The sequence below is a fragment of the Paenibacillus sp. FSL M7-0656 genome (genome assembly GCF_038003225.1).
In the GTDB taxonomy this organism is placed as follows: Bacteria; Bacillota; Bacilli; order Paenibacillales; family Paenibacillaceae; genus Paenibacillus; species Paenibacillus amylolyticus.
Genome location: NZ_JBBOOT010000001.1, coordinates 963,316 through 977,472, shown reverse-complemented (window position 1 = coordinate 977,472; position 14,157 = coordinate 963,316). Strand labels below are relative to the sequence as shown.

Here is a 14,157-nt window from a genome sequence, read left to right as displayed (position 1 = left end):
CAATAGAAAATGGTGATCAATGATGTCAGATATGATACAGATTGCAAGACGAGAAGTGAAAATGGGATTTCGCAATCCTTGGGCGTATTCGTTTCTGATCCTTTTTTGCACATTTAGCTTAAGCTTGTTACTTCTGAATTCGCAGAATCTGGTTGAAGGATATTCGGGCACAACAGGTTCGATGTTGAATCTCATTCTTTACCTCTTACCATTAATGACGCTGTTCCTCGGTTCCTTCTCACTAACATCCGAAAAGGAAGACGGTAGCTGGCAACTGCTGTCCACGTATCCCATTGGCACGATGTCTTTTATTGTGGGCAAGTATCTTGGGCTGTCGATTGTTTTAATTACCATTGTTGCGTTTGGATACGGCCTGATGGGGGTTATTAGCGGAGTAATCGGGAATCCACTGGATGCCGTGACATATCTTCTCTTTCTGGCATTTTCTTGTGGACTGGTGTTGTTATTCCTGACGTTGGCGCTATTTATCGGTTCGTTGTCGCGCAATCGGTGGCAGGCGTTAACCATATCCGTGACCGTATGGTTTTTCGCAGTCATTGGATGGCCGACCTTATTGCTCTCTGTGCTGGGACTGATGCCTTATCTATGGGTGAAACCGCTGCTGATTATACTAACGCTCATCAATCCGGCCGAGCTGGTGCGATTGTTTGTAGTCATCAAACTGGGAGGCGGCTCCATTCTTGGACCAGAATATTATCGATGGGTGGAGTGGGTGCAACAACCAAGTGGCAGTTGGATCTTCATCGGGATATGCCTGTTCTGGATTGCCTTCTCTGTCCTGGCGGTATACGCGATCTGGGAGAGGGGGCGTTCTCATGGATAAAGTGGGACTCGAAGTGATGGGATTGTGCAAATCCATTAAAAAGCAACCAATTGTTGAGGATATCTCCTTTCGCATTACTTCAGGCCAAGTGCTTGCCCTCTGTGGAGGGAATGGTGCAGGAAAGAGCACGGTACTGCGTATTATCGCAGGAATTCTTCGGCCTACCTCCGGTGAGGTTGCGGTGAACAATGTGCGATGGTTGAAGGAGCGCAAGCGTTATTCAGAGCAGATTGGATATATGCCGGACGATTATCAATTTAATCAAGGACTGAGTGCGGAGGAAATGCTTCTGTTCTGGGCTTCTCTGAGGAAAGTTCCCAAGGAGAGAGTACAGGAAGTACTGACCATGGTAGGTTTGGAGGATCAAAAGAAAAACCGGGTTACGACCTTCTCCAAAGGCATGCGCCAACGTGTGTTATTCGCCCAGGCTGTGCTGTCGAAACCTCCACTGCTCATCATGGATGAGCCAACGAATGGATTGGACCCATTCTGGATGCAGGAATTAACTCAGCTGCTCAAGGGCATCAAACAGGAAGGCCACATGGTCGTGTTCTCGACCCATCAGCTGGAGATCGCAGACGATATTGCGGATCAGGTGATATTCATGAACCATGGACGTAATGTTGGAGAGGGCTCTACTCACGACTTTTGTGATCAATTCGGTTCGCTCCATGCAGCATTTCATCAAAGTCTTGGTTTAAAGTGAAGGTGAGTATATTGCAGAAAAAGAGTTTTAAAAGCAGACGTACACTTACAATTTTGATTGGTGTGATCGCATTGTTAGTAGGTACATGGGCCATTTTCGAAAATGTCTCGACACCCGAGTCTGAGCGAGGTAACGCCATTGAAGCTGGTGCCGTGGCTCCTGAGTTCACAGCGGTTAATTCAGCAGGCGAACAAGTCAAGCTGTCGGATTATCGGGGCAAAGCCGTGATGATTAACTTTTGGGCTTCATGGTGCACACCTTGTGTAAGGGAGATGCCGCTCGTTCACCAGATTGCTCAGGACTATCAGAACGACGTGGAAACCCTGTTTGTTAACGTGGGAGAATCGAAGGGTACGATTCGTGAGTTTATGGATAAGCAGGCATTTGATTTCCCGGTGATCATTGATGTGACGGGCAACATATCAGGTATGTATCGGATTACAGGTTTACCGGCAACGATGGTTATTGATAAGGACGGAGAGTTCCGTCATATATTGCTCGGTGAACTGACCGAAGATACACCGTTGCAGCAATGGTTGGAAGAGAGTATCTAGTTGTAAGCGCTGGATGGTGAGAAAAGGGGCAGGAACGCCAGAGATCGCCATGTTACAAGTGAAATGAATTTACGTTAAAAGTAGCCATATAAAAAGCCGGACACCCATTTAACGAAGGGGTGTCCGGCTTTACTTTTGAAGTTATGCTGCTTCGCAGCCGATTACAATACAGCAGCTGAAGCGTGATTGTTACGAGCGATTCTGGTTGCGTCAACCATGTTACGCAGAGAAGCTACCGTTTCTTCTTGTCCACGGGTTTTTAATCCGCAGTCCGGGTTAATCCAGAACAGCTTCGGATCAAGAACACGCAGAGCGCGTTCAATCATGCTGCTCATTTCATCCACACTTGGAACCCGTGGACTATGGATATCATATACGCCAAGACCGATACCAAGCTCATACGTATTTTCTTCAAAGCTATGAATCAGTTCACCGTGACTACGGGATGTCTCAATGGAGATAACATCCGCATCCATAGCTTCAATGGAATCAATCATGTCATGGAATTCGCAATAGCACATATGCGTATGGATTTGAGTCGTTTCATGCACCGTGCACGTGGAGATACGGAACGCTTTGACTGCCCAAGCCAGGTAATCGGCTTGTTCATTTTCTTTCAGCGGAAGCCCTTCACGAACAGCCGGCTCGTCAACCTGGATCATACCAATGCCTGCCTGTTCAAGTGCTTCGACTTCCTGTCTCAACGCATACGCCAATTGATAGGCAATCTGCTCACGAGCAATGTCTTCGCGTACGAATGACCAGTTCATGATGGTAATCGGGCCAGTCAGCATGCCTTTGACAGGACGCTCTGTCTGCGATTGGGCATATTTCGTTTCTTCCACTGTCATTTCACCCGTAAATGCAACATCACCGAAGATAATAGGTGGCTTCACACAACGTGAACCATATGATTGCACCCATCCAAACTGTGTAAAGGCAAAACCGGCAAGTTTCTCGCCAAAGAATTCAACCATGTCGGTACGCTCAAACTCACCATGTACCAATACGTCAATTCCGATCTCTTCCTGAATCTTAATCCAGATATCAATCTGCTCTCGGATGAAGGCAGCATACTGTTCGTTGTTCAACTCACCCTTGCGCCACAACTGACGTGCTTTTCTGACTTCGGCAGATTGTGGGAAACTACCAATCGTTGTTGTCGGGAAGAGTGGCAATTGCCATTTGGCCTGTTGAGCTTCATGACGCTCTGCAAAAGGACGGGAGCGCTCCGGCTGTTGAACACTGATGGAAGCAACGGCTTTCTGTACAGAGGTACGGTTTCGATCTTCGGATTGCTGAAGCACTTGAAGGGTAAGCTCTGCTTCGTCTATTTTGGCGGTAATCTCTGCACTTGGTGAAGATAAGGCTGTAGTCAAAAGAACAATCTCATCCAGCTTTTCATCTGCAAATGCAAGTGCATTTTTCAGTTCAGATGAAAGTTTTGCCTCACGGTCTGTGGTTACTGGCACATGCAGCAGGCTGCAAGATGATTGCACGATGATACGTTCAGGCGTCACGAACTCAGTTAATTCATTCAGCAAATTCAGTTTTGTCTGAAGGGAAGCTTTCCAGATCCCACGTCCATCAATAATACCTGCACCGAGCACTTTGTCTGCCGGGAAACCGGATGTCCGAATAGATTGTGTGTTACCAGAGAGTCCGTGTACAAAATCAAGTCCTACACCTTGAACTGGCAGTGCAACAATGTCGTTGTAGTTTTCAACAGATTCAAAGTACGTTTGCAGCATGATATTCAGGCCTGGAACGGCTGCTGCAAATGTTTCATATATTTTATTCAGACGCTGTACGTCTTCATCGCTTAATTTGGTTACCAGAATAGGTTCGTCGACCTGCACCCACTGAACGCCTTCGCTCGCAAGTTCTTGAAGCAATTGAGTGTAAAGTGGAAGCAAGCGGTCCAACCAAGCGTCTGTCTCGGATTTATCATAGCCTTTGGAGAGCTTCAGGAAGGTTAACGGTCCAACGATAACCGGCTTACCTTCAATGCCGAGTTTTTCTTTTGCTTCACGATAAGCGAGAAGTGGTTTGTTCTCCGTCAGAGTTGGGGAAGCCCCGTCCAGTTCAGGTACAATGTAGTGATAGTTCGTGTTGAACCATTTTGTCATTTCACTTGCTGCGGCATCTTTCGTTCCCCGTGCAATGCCATAATATACGGACAACGGAACGGAACCACCATCATAAGCAAAACGTTTAGGAATAATGCCAAACATCACGGCCGTATCCAAGATATGATCATAATAGCTAAAGTCATTAACTGGAATGATGTCGATTCCTTTTGCTTGTTGCTTGCGCAAATGATCGATGCGGATCTCTTGCAAACGTGCGTGAAATTCTGTTTCCTCCAGCTTACCTGCCCAGAACGCTTCCAACGCTTTCTTCCATTCCCGATCAGCACCAATACGCGGATATCCCAATACACTACTTTTTGTCATCGTTTAAAACCCCTCTGCTTTTATGTTACACAAAATTTATCACAGATCCGGAGTTATAATGTAATTCCATTAAATTATACCTAGTTATAGCCTGAGGCTATATCCAAAGGTGTATGCTACATAAGTTGAATTAACGAGTATTTACACTTGCCACTCCGATGACAGAATAACCTTCCACTCAGCTAAGCATAAATAATAGATCATAATCATATTTTGTATGCTTTTGCATTCACTCGGAATAATAGAAATTAAAAAAGGTTGATGAGTATGGGATTTCAAAAACGATTTTTTCACTTTATACTTGCAACAACATTAATGATAAATAGTGTTTCCCTATACACAGATGTTACATATGCAGATCCTGAGAGCATACAGGAGCATGACTATAAGGCAATAGCACTTACGATGCTCAACCCATACATTTACCGTGAGATTACCAACTATTATCAGGAAAATCATAAACCGGTCCCTAGCTATGGGTTATATGACATTCACGTATTGGAACTTAAAAGGCGTACACAAGGTGGTTATAATTTTCGAACGGTTCTGGAAGTCAGAACGTTCTATGGTCCACATAACCCGCCATATGGGAAAGAGATCATTACGTTTGAAATAGACACCACTAATGTTACAATGGTTAACTATGTTCATACGAATGATTGAAAGAAAGGAAGGCGGTATTTGTGAATCTGTATCATATCCAGTCCACCGTGCACGGAATCAACAGAGTAACATCCTTTTTGGAAGACAATTATATTGGTATTGCTTGGTCAGGTACAGGGGATCTGGAGCAAACGCCCCGGGAACTATGGAAGGAACTGTTGGTTCAACACTATCCCTTGGATGAAGCAGAATTGGCGAGCACACTCGCGACACTACATATGTTTGGTAACCTCATGCAGGATGGAGATTATGTATTAATTAGCGATGGTGAATGGACGTATGTTGGGGATATCGGGGATTATTATTACGACGATTCCGCTGGCACAGAAAACGACTTGATCTGTCACCGTCGGGGAGTTACATGGTTGGGTCGTATTCCTCTCGCTGAGCTGAATGACAGAGTGCAGGCACTGCAAAATGATTCAGCCATCCTTGCGAAATTTGAGTATCCTATATCACAAGCACAGCTGGATCGAGGTCTTGCAGTCAGCATAACAGCCGAAGCAACGAACTCTCTCTCAACAGGGGTAGATGAAGCCACGATTCAAACAGCTCTTCATGTGCTGAGAGAAGCGTTACACAGTGAAGAAGAAGAGCTGCGAATCCGTGCGGCTACAGCCATTTTGCAGTATGCCAAACAATAAATAAACCCATAACTATATAAATTGAACTAAACATTTACACAAAACGGAGAGGACAGAAAGAACCTGAAGAAGCGGAGCGTTCGCCTACAAGCTTTCTGCAAGAAGCTACATCGGTAGCATACTATTCGTTAGTTCATTTTATATAGCTCTGAGATCTGTTCATTTATATTCCTATGACTTAGTCCACCGTGATAACAAACCACAGATGAAATGTCGAGTTCGATATACTTTTTCAAAGAGATTCGAGCAGTCTCTGTATCCAGCGTAGTAGGTTCATGAATGCCTCCAAGCATGCCGTCTACACTGTACATTGAATCTCCGGCGATGAGCGTCTTGCTGTCCATCAAATATAGACTGATATGACCTGGCGTATGACCAGGTGTATGAATAACGCGAATTCCACCGCAAAACGGCAGTTCCTGACCATCAGTAACCGTTTCATCTACTTTTCCCATTGGAGGATGTTCAAGGTGACCATCTTTGAGAAGAGGGAGCTGCCCCTCAATATATGGTTTATCCAGCTCATGCGCATATATCTTGACTTGTGAGCCACACTCCTGCAAAATCTCGGGAAGACACCCGATATGGTCCATATCCTGATGCGTCAAAATCACTGCTTTAAGTTGGCTGATCGGCACACCAATCTTTTCGAGTGCGATACACAAATCGTCATATTGTCCAGGGAATCCGGTATCAATTAACACAACCATTTCTTCATCCCATATCAGAACAGGGTGAATTATATTCCCTTCAAAATCAAGCTGAAGCATCGTTATTCCCTTTGAAATTTCCATAATATCAGACCTCCGAGAGTTGAATTTCATATACATCGTTGCTCGTTATATTTCTTATGTAAACGAATAAAGACTGCAAAAAGATACGTTCGGTTGCTTATAGAAATATTCAATGAATGGGGGAATTGACGCTTGCTGTTGGGAATGATAATTTAGATATATCATTTAAACCAATAAGTCCAATAAGATAAAGGGGGTATGTGGAATGACACATATCGTGCATGTAGCAGCTGAAGATATTCGGAGCGAGGATTCGCTACTATTGATCAAGGAACTGAGTGAAGAACTCGGTTTGTTATATGGTGGTGATGGAACTGCAGGATTTCAACTGTCAGACGTTGAGGTGCCCCGTGCGGCTTTTATCGTTGCCAGGATCGACGGGTATCCGGTTGGTTGCGGAGCACTTAGACCCCTTGATGAAACATCTGTAGAAGTTAAACGCATGTATACACGCAATGGTTACCGCCGTAAGGGGATTGCCCAGGCTATATTGGCCGAGGCAGAGCGTCTTGCGAACGAACTTGGTTATACCAATCTGAAACTGCAAACAGGTCCATTGCAACCAGAAGCTGCAGCGCTGTATGAGCGTGTAGGGTATTATCGAATTCCTGTTTTCAGTGGCAATTGGGACAGAGTGTTGGCCTACCAGAAAGATCTGATACACGAAAAAGTATAATTCTACGAATCACAGCTTTTATTTGCTGAACGTACAGAGGAACACAAGATAAAAGTAAAAAAGTCGCCGATTGGCGACTTTTTGCATTTTAACATGCTGCATTTACTCCAATTATCTCATCTGAAAATATAGACAAAAGCGTTCAATCCATTGCGCTATTATTGATCGAAGGTTCCTGATGTTGGACACCCCATTCGCATAGTCCTTCCAAAACGGGCAATAACGTTTCAGCTTTGGCTGTCAGACGGTACTCGACTTTAGGAGGGACTTGGGGATACTCTTTCCGTTCGACCATACCATCTGCTTCTAATTCTTTGAGTTGTGAACTCAGCGTTTTATACGTGATAGCGCCGATCTGTCTTTTTAGTTCATTGAAACGGACAGGTGGGTTTTCTGCCAGAAGATACAAAATCACCATTTTCCATTTACCACCAATAACAGACAACGTATATCCAAAAGGGGTATCTTGAATGTTTTTAACTTTACCGTGGTATTCAGCCATACTCATCATTTACACTATCCTTCCGGGTAGTACCTATCATAAAAGACCGTACTATTTATTTGTTTGGGCTCAGTTTATACTAGCCTTACTTGGAAGTAAAGGAGATTTACGATGACTCAAAAAACAATACGTCTGCTTATGCCACAATGGCAAGGTGGAGATAATCCAAACTACTCATTTGGAGCGGAGCTGCTTGCATGGCTTGCACCTGACAATGATCAACCTCTCATTCATGTTCATGTTGAGGCTTATGATGGAACATCTCTGTTAAGCGAGAACGGGATAAAAGGCAGAGCACAGCTACTTCAGCAATTGCAGGCTGCCCGGCATATTATTCAAGCTCACCAGCCTGATCGCATTGTCATGTTTGGCGGTGACTGTTTGGTTGAACAAGCCCCGTTTGCTTATTTAAATGAACGATATGGCGGAGAACTTGGTTTGATATGGATTGATGCACATGGTGATATGGTTAGATACGAGGGCTATGACAACGGTCATACTTTACCGCTCGGAAACCTTCTTGGGGAAGGCGATCCGGAGTTTGCCAAACATGTGAGTGTCCCCTTGAAGCCCGAACATGTCTTCATGGCCGGGTTGACAACCCCCACGGAACAGGAAACCGATCTGATTCAAAGATTGGGTATCCGAACAGCTGGAACTGAAGAATTAACCCATGGCATGGATTCGATTAAGAAGTGGATTAAAGAGACTGGTATCAAACACCTGGCAATTCATCTTGATCTGGGTGTGCTTGATCCTAACATGTTCCGTTCATTGTTATTCGCTAAACCAGGGGAACCTTATGTTTTTTCACCAGCGGGAACCATGCAAATACCTCACTTGCTTCGTCTGATCAAAGAACTGTCTGAAGAAACAGATGTAGTTGGATTAGGGATAACTGAGCATATGCCGTGGGATGCCATTAACTTGAAGAATTTGCTTGGAGAAATACCTATCCTGAACCAGTGATATAGGTAATAAGTCGCCAGAATATATCAGAATACTGATATAAGGAGTCAAAATATAGGAAGATTACATATAGAAATATCAATATTATTATATGGGTGGTTCGACGAGAATCAGAAATTAAACAAACTGAGGAGAGACACCCAGATGGTCACGTTATTGTTAATCATTATTTATCTCGCATTTATAGGGCTGGGATTACCTGATGCTTTACTTGGCAGTGCCTGGTCCGTTATGAAAAACGATATACATGCGACAACAGAGATGGCTGGTTACATATCGCTAATCATTTCATTTAGTACAGTAGTTTCAAGTCTGTCCGCCAGCCGATTGTTACACCGGTTCGGAACGGGTAAAGTCACATTATTCAGTATCCTCTCAACAACGATCGCGCTGTTGGGATTCTCATTCTCTGAGAATTTTGTGTTTTTACTGATTCTGGCGATCCCTCTCGGCTTAGGTGCAGGTTCGGTGGATGCGGCACTAAGTAATTATGTAGCCTTGCATTTCAAGGCCAAGCATATGAACTGGTTGCATTGTTTCTGGGGAATTGGCGCAGTGACAGGCCCACTCGTTATGGCATATTGGCTGAATCAAGCAAACAACTGGCGTGCAGGATACGTTACTGTGGCGTTGATTTTGCTTGGGATCGTGGTGGTCTTATTATCAACTTTGTCTCTATGGAAGATTTTTGAGAAGGGAAGAGTAGAGGGTTCAGGCGATGAGAAGAAACGCGTAAGCAACCGTGAGGCCATACGTATCCCCGGCGTGAAAATGTCGATGATTGCGATGCTCTGTTACAACGGTTCCGAAACTGCTGCCGGTCTGTGGATGGCTTCTTTCTTCATTGTTAGCAAAGGAGTTTCTCCAGGTACTGCCGCAGCACTATCCTCTCTATTTTTCATTGGCATTATCTTGGGACGTGTAATCTCAGGTTTTCTTTCGACTCATGTAACCAGCAAAAATCTCATTAGATTTGGTGGAATCGTTGGATGTTTCGGATTAGTTATCCTGGTTATGCCGATTCCTTACTGGATTGCCGCAGGGGCTTTATTTATTGTAGGATTGGGCGGAGCACCGATCTATCCGAGTATTGTTCATGCGACACCGGAACGCTTCGGTGAGAAGGCATCCCCAAGTGTAATTGGACTCGAAATGGCCAGTGCCTATACAGGTTCAACACTCATCCCGTTAGGTATGGGACTTATAGCCAGCCAATGGGGAATGTCCATGGTACCCCTGATCCTGCTGATTCTGTTCAGTGTTATGTTCGCGGCTACAGAGCTGGTTAACAGAAGCAACAAGGCTACGCGCCTGACCGTCTAGCTCTTGCTATAGGTCATTAAGGTTCTGCCACTATACAACAAAGGAACAACCATCGCTGGTTGTTCCTTTTGGTGTGTGGACTATTTTTTACAAGAAGATCAGTAACAATGTTCCTGCGGCAAAACAGTAATACGAAAAGTATTTCAGATTGCCTTTGGCCATAATGCCCATAAACCATCTCATGGAGAAATACGTGACGAAGAGCGTCGTGATGAATGCGATCAGATAAGGGATAGCCAGTTGTGATCGATTCGGATCATTGGCAATGTCAGATACCCCCATGATAAGTCCGCCAATACTGATGGGAATGTACAGCATAAAGGAGAACTTCAAAGCTGTTTCCTGTTTCATGCCAACAGCGATGGACGCAATTACAGTTGCCCCTGAGCGGCTAATCCCCGGAATAAGAGCGACCGCCTGAGCCAGACCTACCAACAATGCATCTTTCGTAGACAGATCACCGTCTTGCTTGCGACCACGAAGATTACGAATAAGCCACAAGGCAACCCCGGTGATTAATAGCGCGATGGAAACGGTATATACGGATGAGAAGATTTCTTCAATCCGGTCCTTGAACAGGACTGCAACGACAGCAGCAGGGATCGTACCAATAATTATGTATAAGCAAAACATGAAGTCTGCTCGATATTCTTCTTTACGAGTACGCAGGTAACCTAATGCACCAATAATCAACTTTTTGATATCTTCCCGGAAAATAAAAATAATAGCGATAAGTGATGCTGTGTTTGTTAAAATCTCAAATGACAATCCATTCTGCTTGATGCCCATAAGTTTCTGGGCGATGATTAGATGACCGCTTGAGGAGACGGGGATTGGCTCCGTCGCACCTTGAACAATACCTAAAAACAAATACTTTAACCACAATATAATCTCTTCCATGTTGTCCTCCTTGATTACGTTTCATTGGCTTTTCAAAACTCTCTTTTTTAAAAAAAGTGAATGGTTTACTCTATTGATGATAGCTGTTTAACTTGGTGACTTGCAAGTTAGAGTTCATAGAGGGGGTGAAGTAAACATAGCTTGTCAAATCCTGCATAGCATGATATCGTTGATAACGATTATCAATATCAACGAAAAGGTGGGTTTATTTTGCGTAAACAGATAAAATCAATATGGATCATGATGGCACTTATCTTGCTGATTGTACTTAGTGCATGTGGTCAGTCTGCTACGACCAATAGTACAAATGGGGACAGCACGAATGCGGCTACGGAGACAGAAACCAAGACGGACTCGGATTCAGCTTCTTCCGCTGAATCAACGGCAACTGCCGAAGAGGAACTTGTTACATATCAATCGGATGCAGGCGAAGTACAGGTACCGAAGAATCCTAAGCGTATTATTGATTTGACATCATTTTCGACAGGCTACTTTGTTGCCTTGGATGCACCGGTAGTCGGCGCTTTATCAGGAGCGATGAACAACAAATATATCAAGGATCAACTTGCAGCAGCGGGCACCAGTGATCTGGGTCAAGAGCCTACACCAGAGAAACTAATCAGTTTAAAACCTGATTTATTTATCGTGTACACTGGAACAGAGGGCATCGACAAGCTGGAGCAGATTGCGCCTGTTGTACAGATTGCATATGGTAAGCGCAATTTCAAGGATCTAATGCTTGAAATGGGTAAGCTCACCAATAGAGAAGACGCAGCGAAAGCTTGGAATGCTAAATGGGAAGCGAAGATCAACGAACTGAAGCCCAAGGTTCAGGAAGCTGTAGGCGATCGTACTGTTTCCATACTGAATCCATACGCCAAAGGATTATTTGTATTCGGTCATAACTATGGTCGAGGTGGTGAAATTATTTACGGGGAGTTTGATCTCAAGGCACCAGCCAAGGCCCAAGCTGAAGCGATTGACAGCGGAACTGGATGGGCTTCAATCTCCATGGAACTATTACCGGAGTATGCGGGGGATATCATCTTCACCAGCCCGTGGTCGGGAGATACAACCGATCCCAAGATCGTATATGACAATACATTATGGAAGAACTTGCCTGCGGTGAAGGCAAATCATGTGTTCCAGCTTGATCCAACTTCAGACTCGTACAACGATCCGTTAACGTTGGAAGGTCAGCTTCAATTTATTTCCGATAGCCTGCTTACCGCGAAGTAAGATTAGACTGCATAAATGGTAATACTGGAGCATTTCTAAACGTCGGTACAAGACGGGGAAATGCTCTTCTTATGAGCTTAGGATGTTATATACGTCGAACTTGGATGGGTTTTGACCAATGTAATTAAGCTTGATACAATAGGATAACAGCTGATGAAAATTAAATATCAAGTGGGGTGATCTAGATTGCAGCAAAAGAGTGAACGTTTGAATGTTTGGTTGGCTTTCTCTAACATTCATACCCATCTGAACGAGAAGCTGGAACAAGCTCTGCTTCAACAATATGACTTATCTTTGAAGGAATTTTATGTGTTAAACTTCATATATAATGCGGAGGGTAAGGAATTACGCCTACAGCAACTTCAAGAACTAGTAGGCTTGAGCCAAAGTGCTACTTCCAGGCTCGTCGTTAGGATGGAAGCCAAAGACTGTGGGGCTCTGGAAAGACATGCATGTGAAGATGACCGACGTGGCATTTACACTCGTATTACGGAGCTTGGAGAGAAAAAATACAAGAAAGCACTTCAAACGTTTAATCAGGTCTTGCAAACTGAATTGGAACAGGATGGATTTGAGACTCGATTAGAGAACCTCACTAAAGAATTGTTCTAAGGCTAGGGGAAATATAGGGTAATGTAGTCATTTACCCTATAAGAAGACTTGACACTCATTAATATATCCGTTAAATTAAATGCATGCGCATGAATTTAATATGGGTGCGGTGATTTTGTATAAAGGAGGTATTGAACATGAAGGTGTTCGTCGTGGGATCAAATGGACAGATTGGTCAACAGCTTATTCATCTTTTGAAGAATAGTGAAGAACACACCGTTCTTGCCATGGTACGAAAACAAGAACAGGTAGATTCATTTGCAGCACAGGGTGTGGAAACGGTGCTTGCCGACTTGGAAGGTACGGTTGACTCACTTGTAGCTGCTGCAACGGGTTGTGATGCCATTGTATTTGCGGCTGGTTCTGGCGGTACAACGGGATATGATAAAACACTCCTGATTGATCTGGATGGTGCCGGGAAAACCATTGAAGCGGCTCAAAAAGCGGGTATTGATCGATTTATCATGGTGAGTGCGATCCAAGCCAATAATCGTGAGAACTGGCATGATAACATCCTTCCATATTATGCAGCGAAACACTATGCTGATAAATTGTTAGAGATCAGTGGATTAACATATACCATTATACGTCCAGGGATTCTAATGAATGAACCGGGAACAGGTAAAGTTACTGTTGCTGAGAATATAACAACCGGTAACATAGCTCGTGAAGATGTAGCTCATGTGATTTTGGCCAGTTTGAGTGAGAAGAATACCTACAAGCGTTCATTTGATCTAATCGCTGGTGAGGATACAATATCTGAGGCATTGAGTGGGCTCTGATCCGAAACAAAATTTTCGACGATATCTGATGAGTTAAGAGAGGGCTATACAATGATTATGTTGATGCTTTTGACCTTCATATTAGGTATCTTCATCGTTGTACGTCAATTTTGGCCAGTGCGCAATCTTGAATATATAGATTATCAAGTATTTCTCAGACAAGAGCGTGATTTTCGGCAGTATAAAGTGATTGATATTCGAGATGCGACGGATTATATGGCTAATCCTACTCCGGATACGATTAACATCTCATTGAGGCGTCTTGCTTTCACATGGGAAAAATACCTTCTTCGAGAAGATAACGTAATTATAATGTCACCTGGTATGCTTCAATCCAAAAAGGCTGTTCGTATTTTGCGAAAGCATGGATTTGAATGTCTTTATGTGATGAAGTAAAAGATATATATGAGTTCCTAATCATACGGAGTTATTAGTCGTAGGCATTAATTCGATGCTTGCGCATGCATTTTATTATTCATGATTCATGAAAAGG

16 protein-coding genes are annotated in these 14,157 nt (G+C 43.9%); 12 read left to right on the top strand and 4 right to left on the bottom strand.

All coding sequences use genetic code 11. The features are described from left to right. Positions 1–22: 22 nt before the first annotated feature. From MHI01_RS04150 to MHI01_RS04140, 3 genes are all read left to right on the top strand, one after another. Positions 23–844: an ABC transporter permease gene (locus MHI01_RS04150; RefSeq protein ID WP_036608083.1), complete on the top strand. Its 822-nt coding sequence runs from the start codon at positions 23–25 to the stop codon at positions 842–844. Then, a complete protein-coding gene (gene ccmA, locus MHI01_RS04145) occupies positions 837–1,550 on the top strand; it encodes a heme ABC exporter ATP-binding protein CcmA (RefSeq protein WP_340982596.1) in 714 nt (237 codons plus the stop codon). Before MHI01_RS04150 ends, ccmA begins: the two co-directional genes overlap by 8 nt. A 62-nt stretch (positions 1,551–1,612) precedes the next feature. Then, complete coding sequence (locus tag MHI01_RS04140; protein WP_340984823.1) at positions 1,613–2,104, top strand: TlpA family protein disulfide reductase; 492 nt, start codon at positions 1,613–1,615, stop codon at positions 2,102–2,104. 161 nt (positions 2,105–2,265) lie between these two features. Here the strand turns inward: MHI01_RS04140 and metE are convergent, their stop codons facing one another. Then, on the bottom strand, positions 2,266–4,560 hold the full coding sequence (metE, locus tag MHI01_RS04135) for a 5-methyltetrahydropteroyltriglutamate--homocysteine S-methyltransferase (protein WP_340982595.1): 2,295 nt from the start codon (positions 4,558–4,560) through the stop codon (positions 2,266–2,268). A 315-nt stretch (positions 4,561–4,875) separates the two neighbouring features. Here metE and MHI01_RS04130 point away from each other — a divergent pair, with 315 nt between their 5' ends. Both MHI01_RS04130 and MHI01_RS04125 read left to right on the top strand, forming a co-directional pair. Continuing rightward, positions 4,876–5,223: a DUF3888 domain-containing protein gene (locus MHI01_RS04130; RefSeq protein ID WP_340982594.1), complete on the top strand. Its 348-nt coding sequence runs from the start codon at positions 4,876–4,878 to the stop codon at positions 5,221–5,223. A gap of 20 nt (positions 5,224–5,243) precedes the next feature. Then, a complete protein-coding gene (locus MHI01_RS04125; protein ID WP_340982593.1) occupies positions 5,244–5,867 on the top strand; it encodes a hypothetical protein in 624 nt (207 codons plus the stop codon). A gap of 128 nt (positions 5,868–5,995) precedes the next feature. On the opposite strand, the gene MHI01_RS04120 is transcribed toward MHI01_RS04125, so the two are convergent. Continuing rightward, positions 5,996–6,661 carry an MBL fold metallo-hydrolase gene (locus tag MHI01_RS04120; RefSeq protein ID WP_340982592.1) on the bottom strand — a complete coding sequence of 222 codons (666 nt, stop codon included), beginning with the start codon at positions 6,659–6,661 and terminating at the stop codon, positions 5,996–5,998. A gap of 205 nt (positions 6,662–6,866) precedes the next feature. On the opposite strand from MHI01_RS04120, the gene MHI01_RS04115 reads away from it, so the two are divergent. Then, a complete protein-coding gene (locus tag MHI01_RS04115) occupies positions 6,867–7,337 on the top strand; it encodes a GNAT family N-acetyltransferase (protein WP_340982591.1) in 471 nt (156 codons plus the stop codon). 142 nt (positions 7,338–7,479) lie between these two features. Here MHI01_RS04115 and MHI01_RS04110 read toward each other — a convergent pair whose 3' ends face one another. Further along, a complete protein-coding gene (locus MHI01_RS04110) occupies positions 7,480–7,845 on the bottom strand; it encodes a winged helix-turn-helix transcriptional regulator (RefSeq protein ID WP_282322173.1) in 366 nt (121 codons plus the stop codon). Positions 7,846–7,950: 105 nt separating this feature from the next. On the opposite strand from MHI01_RS04110, the gene MHI01_RS04105 reads away from it, so the two are divergent. Both MHI01_RS04105 and MHI01_RS04100 read left to right on the top strand, forming a co-directional pair. Next, positions 7,951–8,808, top strand: a complete 858-nt coding sequence (locus MHI01_RS04105) for an arginase family protein (RefSeq protein ID WP_340982590.1) — start codon at positions 7,951–7,953, stop codon at positions 8,806–8,808. A gap of 144 nt (positions 8,809–8,952) precedes the next feature. After that, a complete protein-coding gene (locus tag MHI01_RS04100; protein ID WP_340982589.1) occupies positions 8,953–10,131 on the top strand; it encodes an MFS transporter in 1,179 nt (392 codons plus the stop codon). Positions 10,132–10,218: 87 nt separating this feature from the next. On the opposite strand, the gene MHI01_RS04095 is transcribed toward MHI01_RS04100, so the two are convergent. After that, on the bottom strand, positions 10,219–11,031 hold the full coding sequence (locus MHI01_RS04095) for an undecaprenyl-diphosphate phosphatase (protein WP_036608062.1): 813 nt from the start codon (positions 11,029–11,031) through the stop codon (positions 10,219–10,221). 210 nt (positions 11,032–11,241) lie between these two features. On the opposite strand from MHI01_RS04095, the gene MHI01_RS04090 reads away from it, so the two are divergent. The 4 genes from MHI01_RS04090 to MHI01_RS04075 all read left to right on the top strand — a co-directional run bounded on the left by MHI01_RS04090 (position 11,242) and on the right by MHI01_RS04075 (position 14,060). Next, positions 11,242–12,270, top strand: a complete 1,029-nt coding sequence (locus MHI01_RS04090) for an ABC transporter substrate-binding protein (RefSeq protein WP_083684209.1) — start codon at positions 11,242–11,244, stop codon at positions 12,268–12,270. A 186-nt stretch (positions 12,271–12,456) separates the two neighbouring features. Further along, positions 12,457–12,882, top strand: coding sequence for a MarR family winged helix-turn-helix transcriptional regulator (locus tag MHI01_RS04085; RefSeq protein WP_340982586.1), 426 nt, complete (start codon positions 12,457–12,459; stop codon positions 12,880–12,882). A 137-nt stretch (positions 12,883–13,019) separates the two neighbouring features. Further along, on the top strand, positions 13,020–13,664 hold the full coding sequence (locus tag MHI01_RS04080; RefSeq protein ID WP_036670863.1) for an SDR family oxidoreductase: 645 nt from the start codon (positions 13,020–13,022) through the stop codon (positions 13,662–13,664). Between the two features lie 51 nt (positions 13,665–13,715). Continuing rightward, positions 13,716–14,060: a rhodanese-like domain-containing protein gene (locus MHI01_RS04075; protein ID WP_340982585.1), complete on the top strand. Its 345-nt coding sequence runs from the start codon at positions 13,716–13,718 to the stop codon at positions 14,058–14,060. Positions 14,061–14,157: the final 97 nt, after the last annotated feature.

Bases quoted from the DNA above. Each gene is read 5' to 3' on its own strand.
- MHI01_RS04095 (WP_036608062.1), bottom strand. From the start codon at position 11,031: ATGGAAGAGATTATATTGTGGTTAAAGTATTTGTTTTTAGGTATTGTT.
- MHI01_RS04130 (WP_340982594.1), top strand. From the start codon at position 4,876: ATGATAAATAGTGTTTCCCTATACACAGATGTTACATATGCAGATCCT.
- MHI01_RS04110 (WP_282322173.1), bottom strand. From the start codon at position 7,845: ATGAGTATGGCTGAATACCACGGTAAAGTTAAAAACATTCAAGATACC.
- MHI01_RS04115 (WP_340982591.1), top strand. From the start codon at position 6,867: ATGACACATATCGTGCATGTAGCAGCTGAAGATATTCGGAGCGAGGAT.
- ccmA (WP_340982596.1), top strand. From the start codon at position 837: ATGGATAAAGTGGGACTCGAAGTGATGGGATTGTGCAAATCCATTAAA.
- MHI01_RS04150 (WP_036608083.1), top strand. From the start codon at position 23: ATGTCAGATATGATACAGATTGCAAGACGAGAAGTGAAAATGGGATTT.
- MHI01_RS04120 (WP_340982592.1), bottom strand. From the start codon at position 6,661: ATGGAAATTTCAAAGGGAATAACGATGCTTCAGCTTGATTTTGAAGGG.
- MHI01_RS04075 (WP_340982585.1), top strand. From the start codon at position 13,716: ATGATTATGTTGATGCTTTTGACCTTCATATTAGGTATCTTCATCGTT.
- MHI01_RS04080 (WP_036670863.1), top strand. From the start codon at position 13,020: ATGAAGGTGTTCGTCGTGGGATCAAATGGACAGATTGGTCAACAGCTT.
- MHI01_RS04100 (WP_340982589.1), top strand. From the start codon at position 8,953: ATGGTCACGTTATTGTTAATCATTATTTATCTCGCATTTATAGGGCTG.
- MHI01_RS04105 (WP_340982590.1), top strand. From the start codon at position 7,951: ATGACTCAAAAAACAATACGTCTGCTTATGCCACAATGGCAAGGTGGA.
- metE (WP_340982595.1), bottom strand. From the start codon at position 4,560: ATGACAAAAAGTAGTGTATTGGGATATCCGCGTATTGGTGCTGATCGG.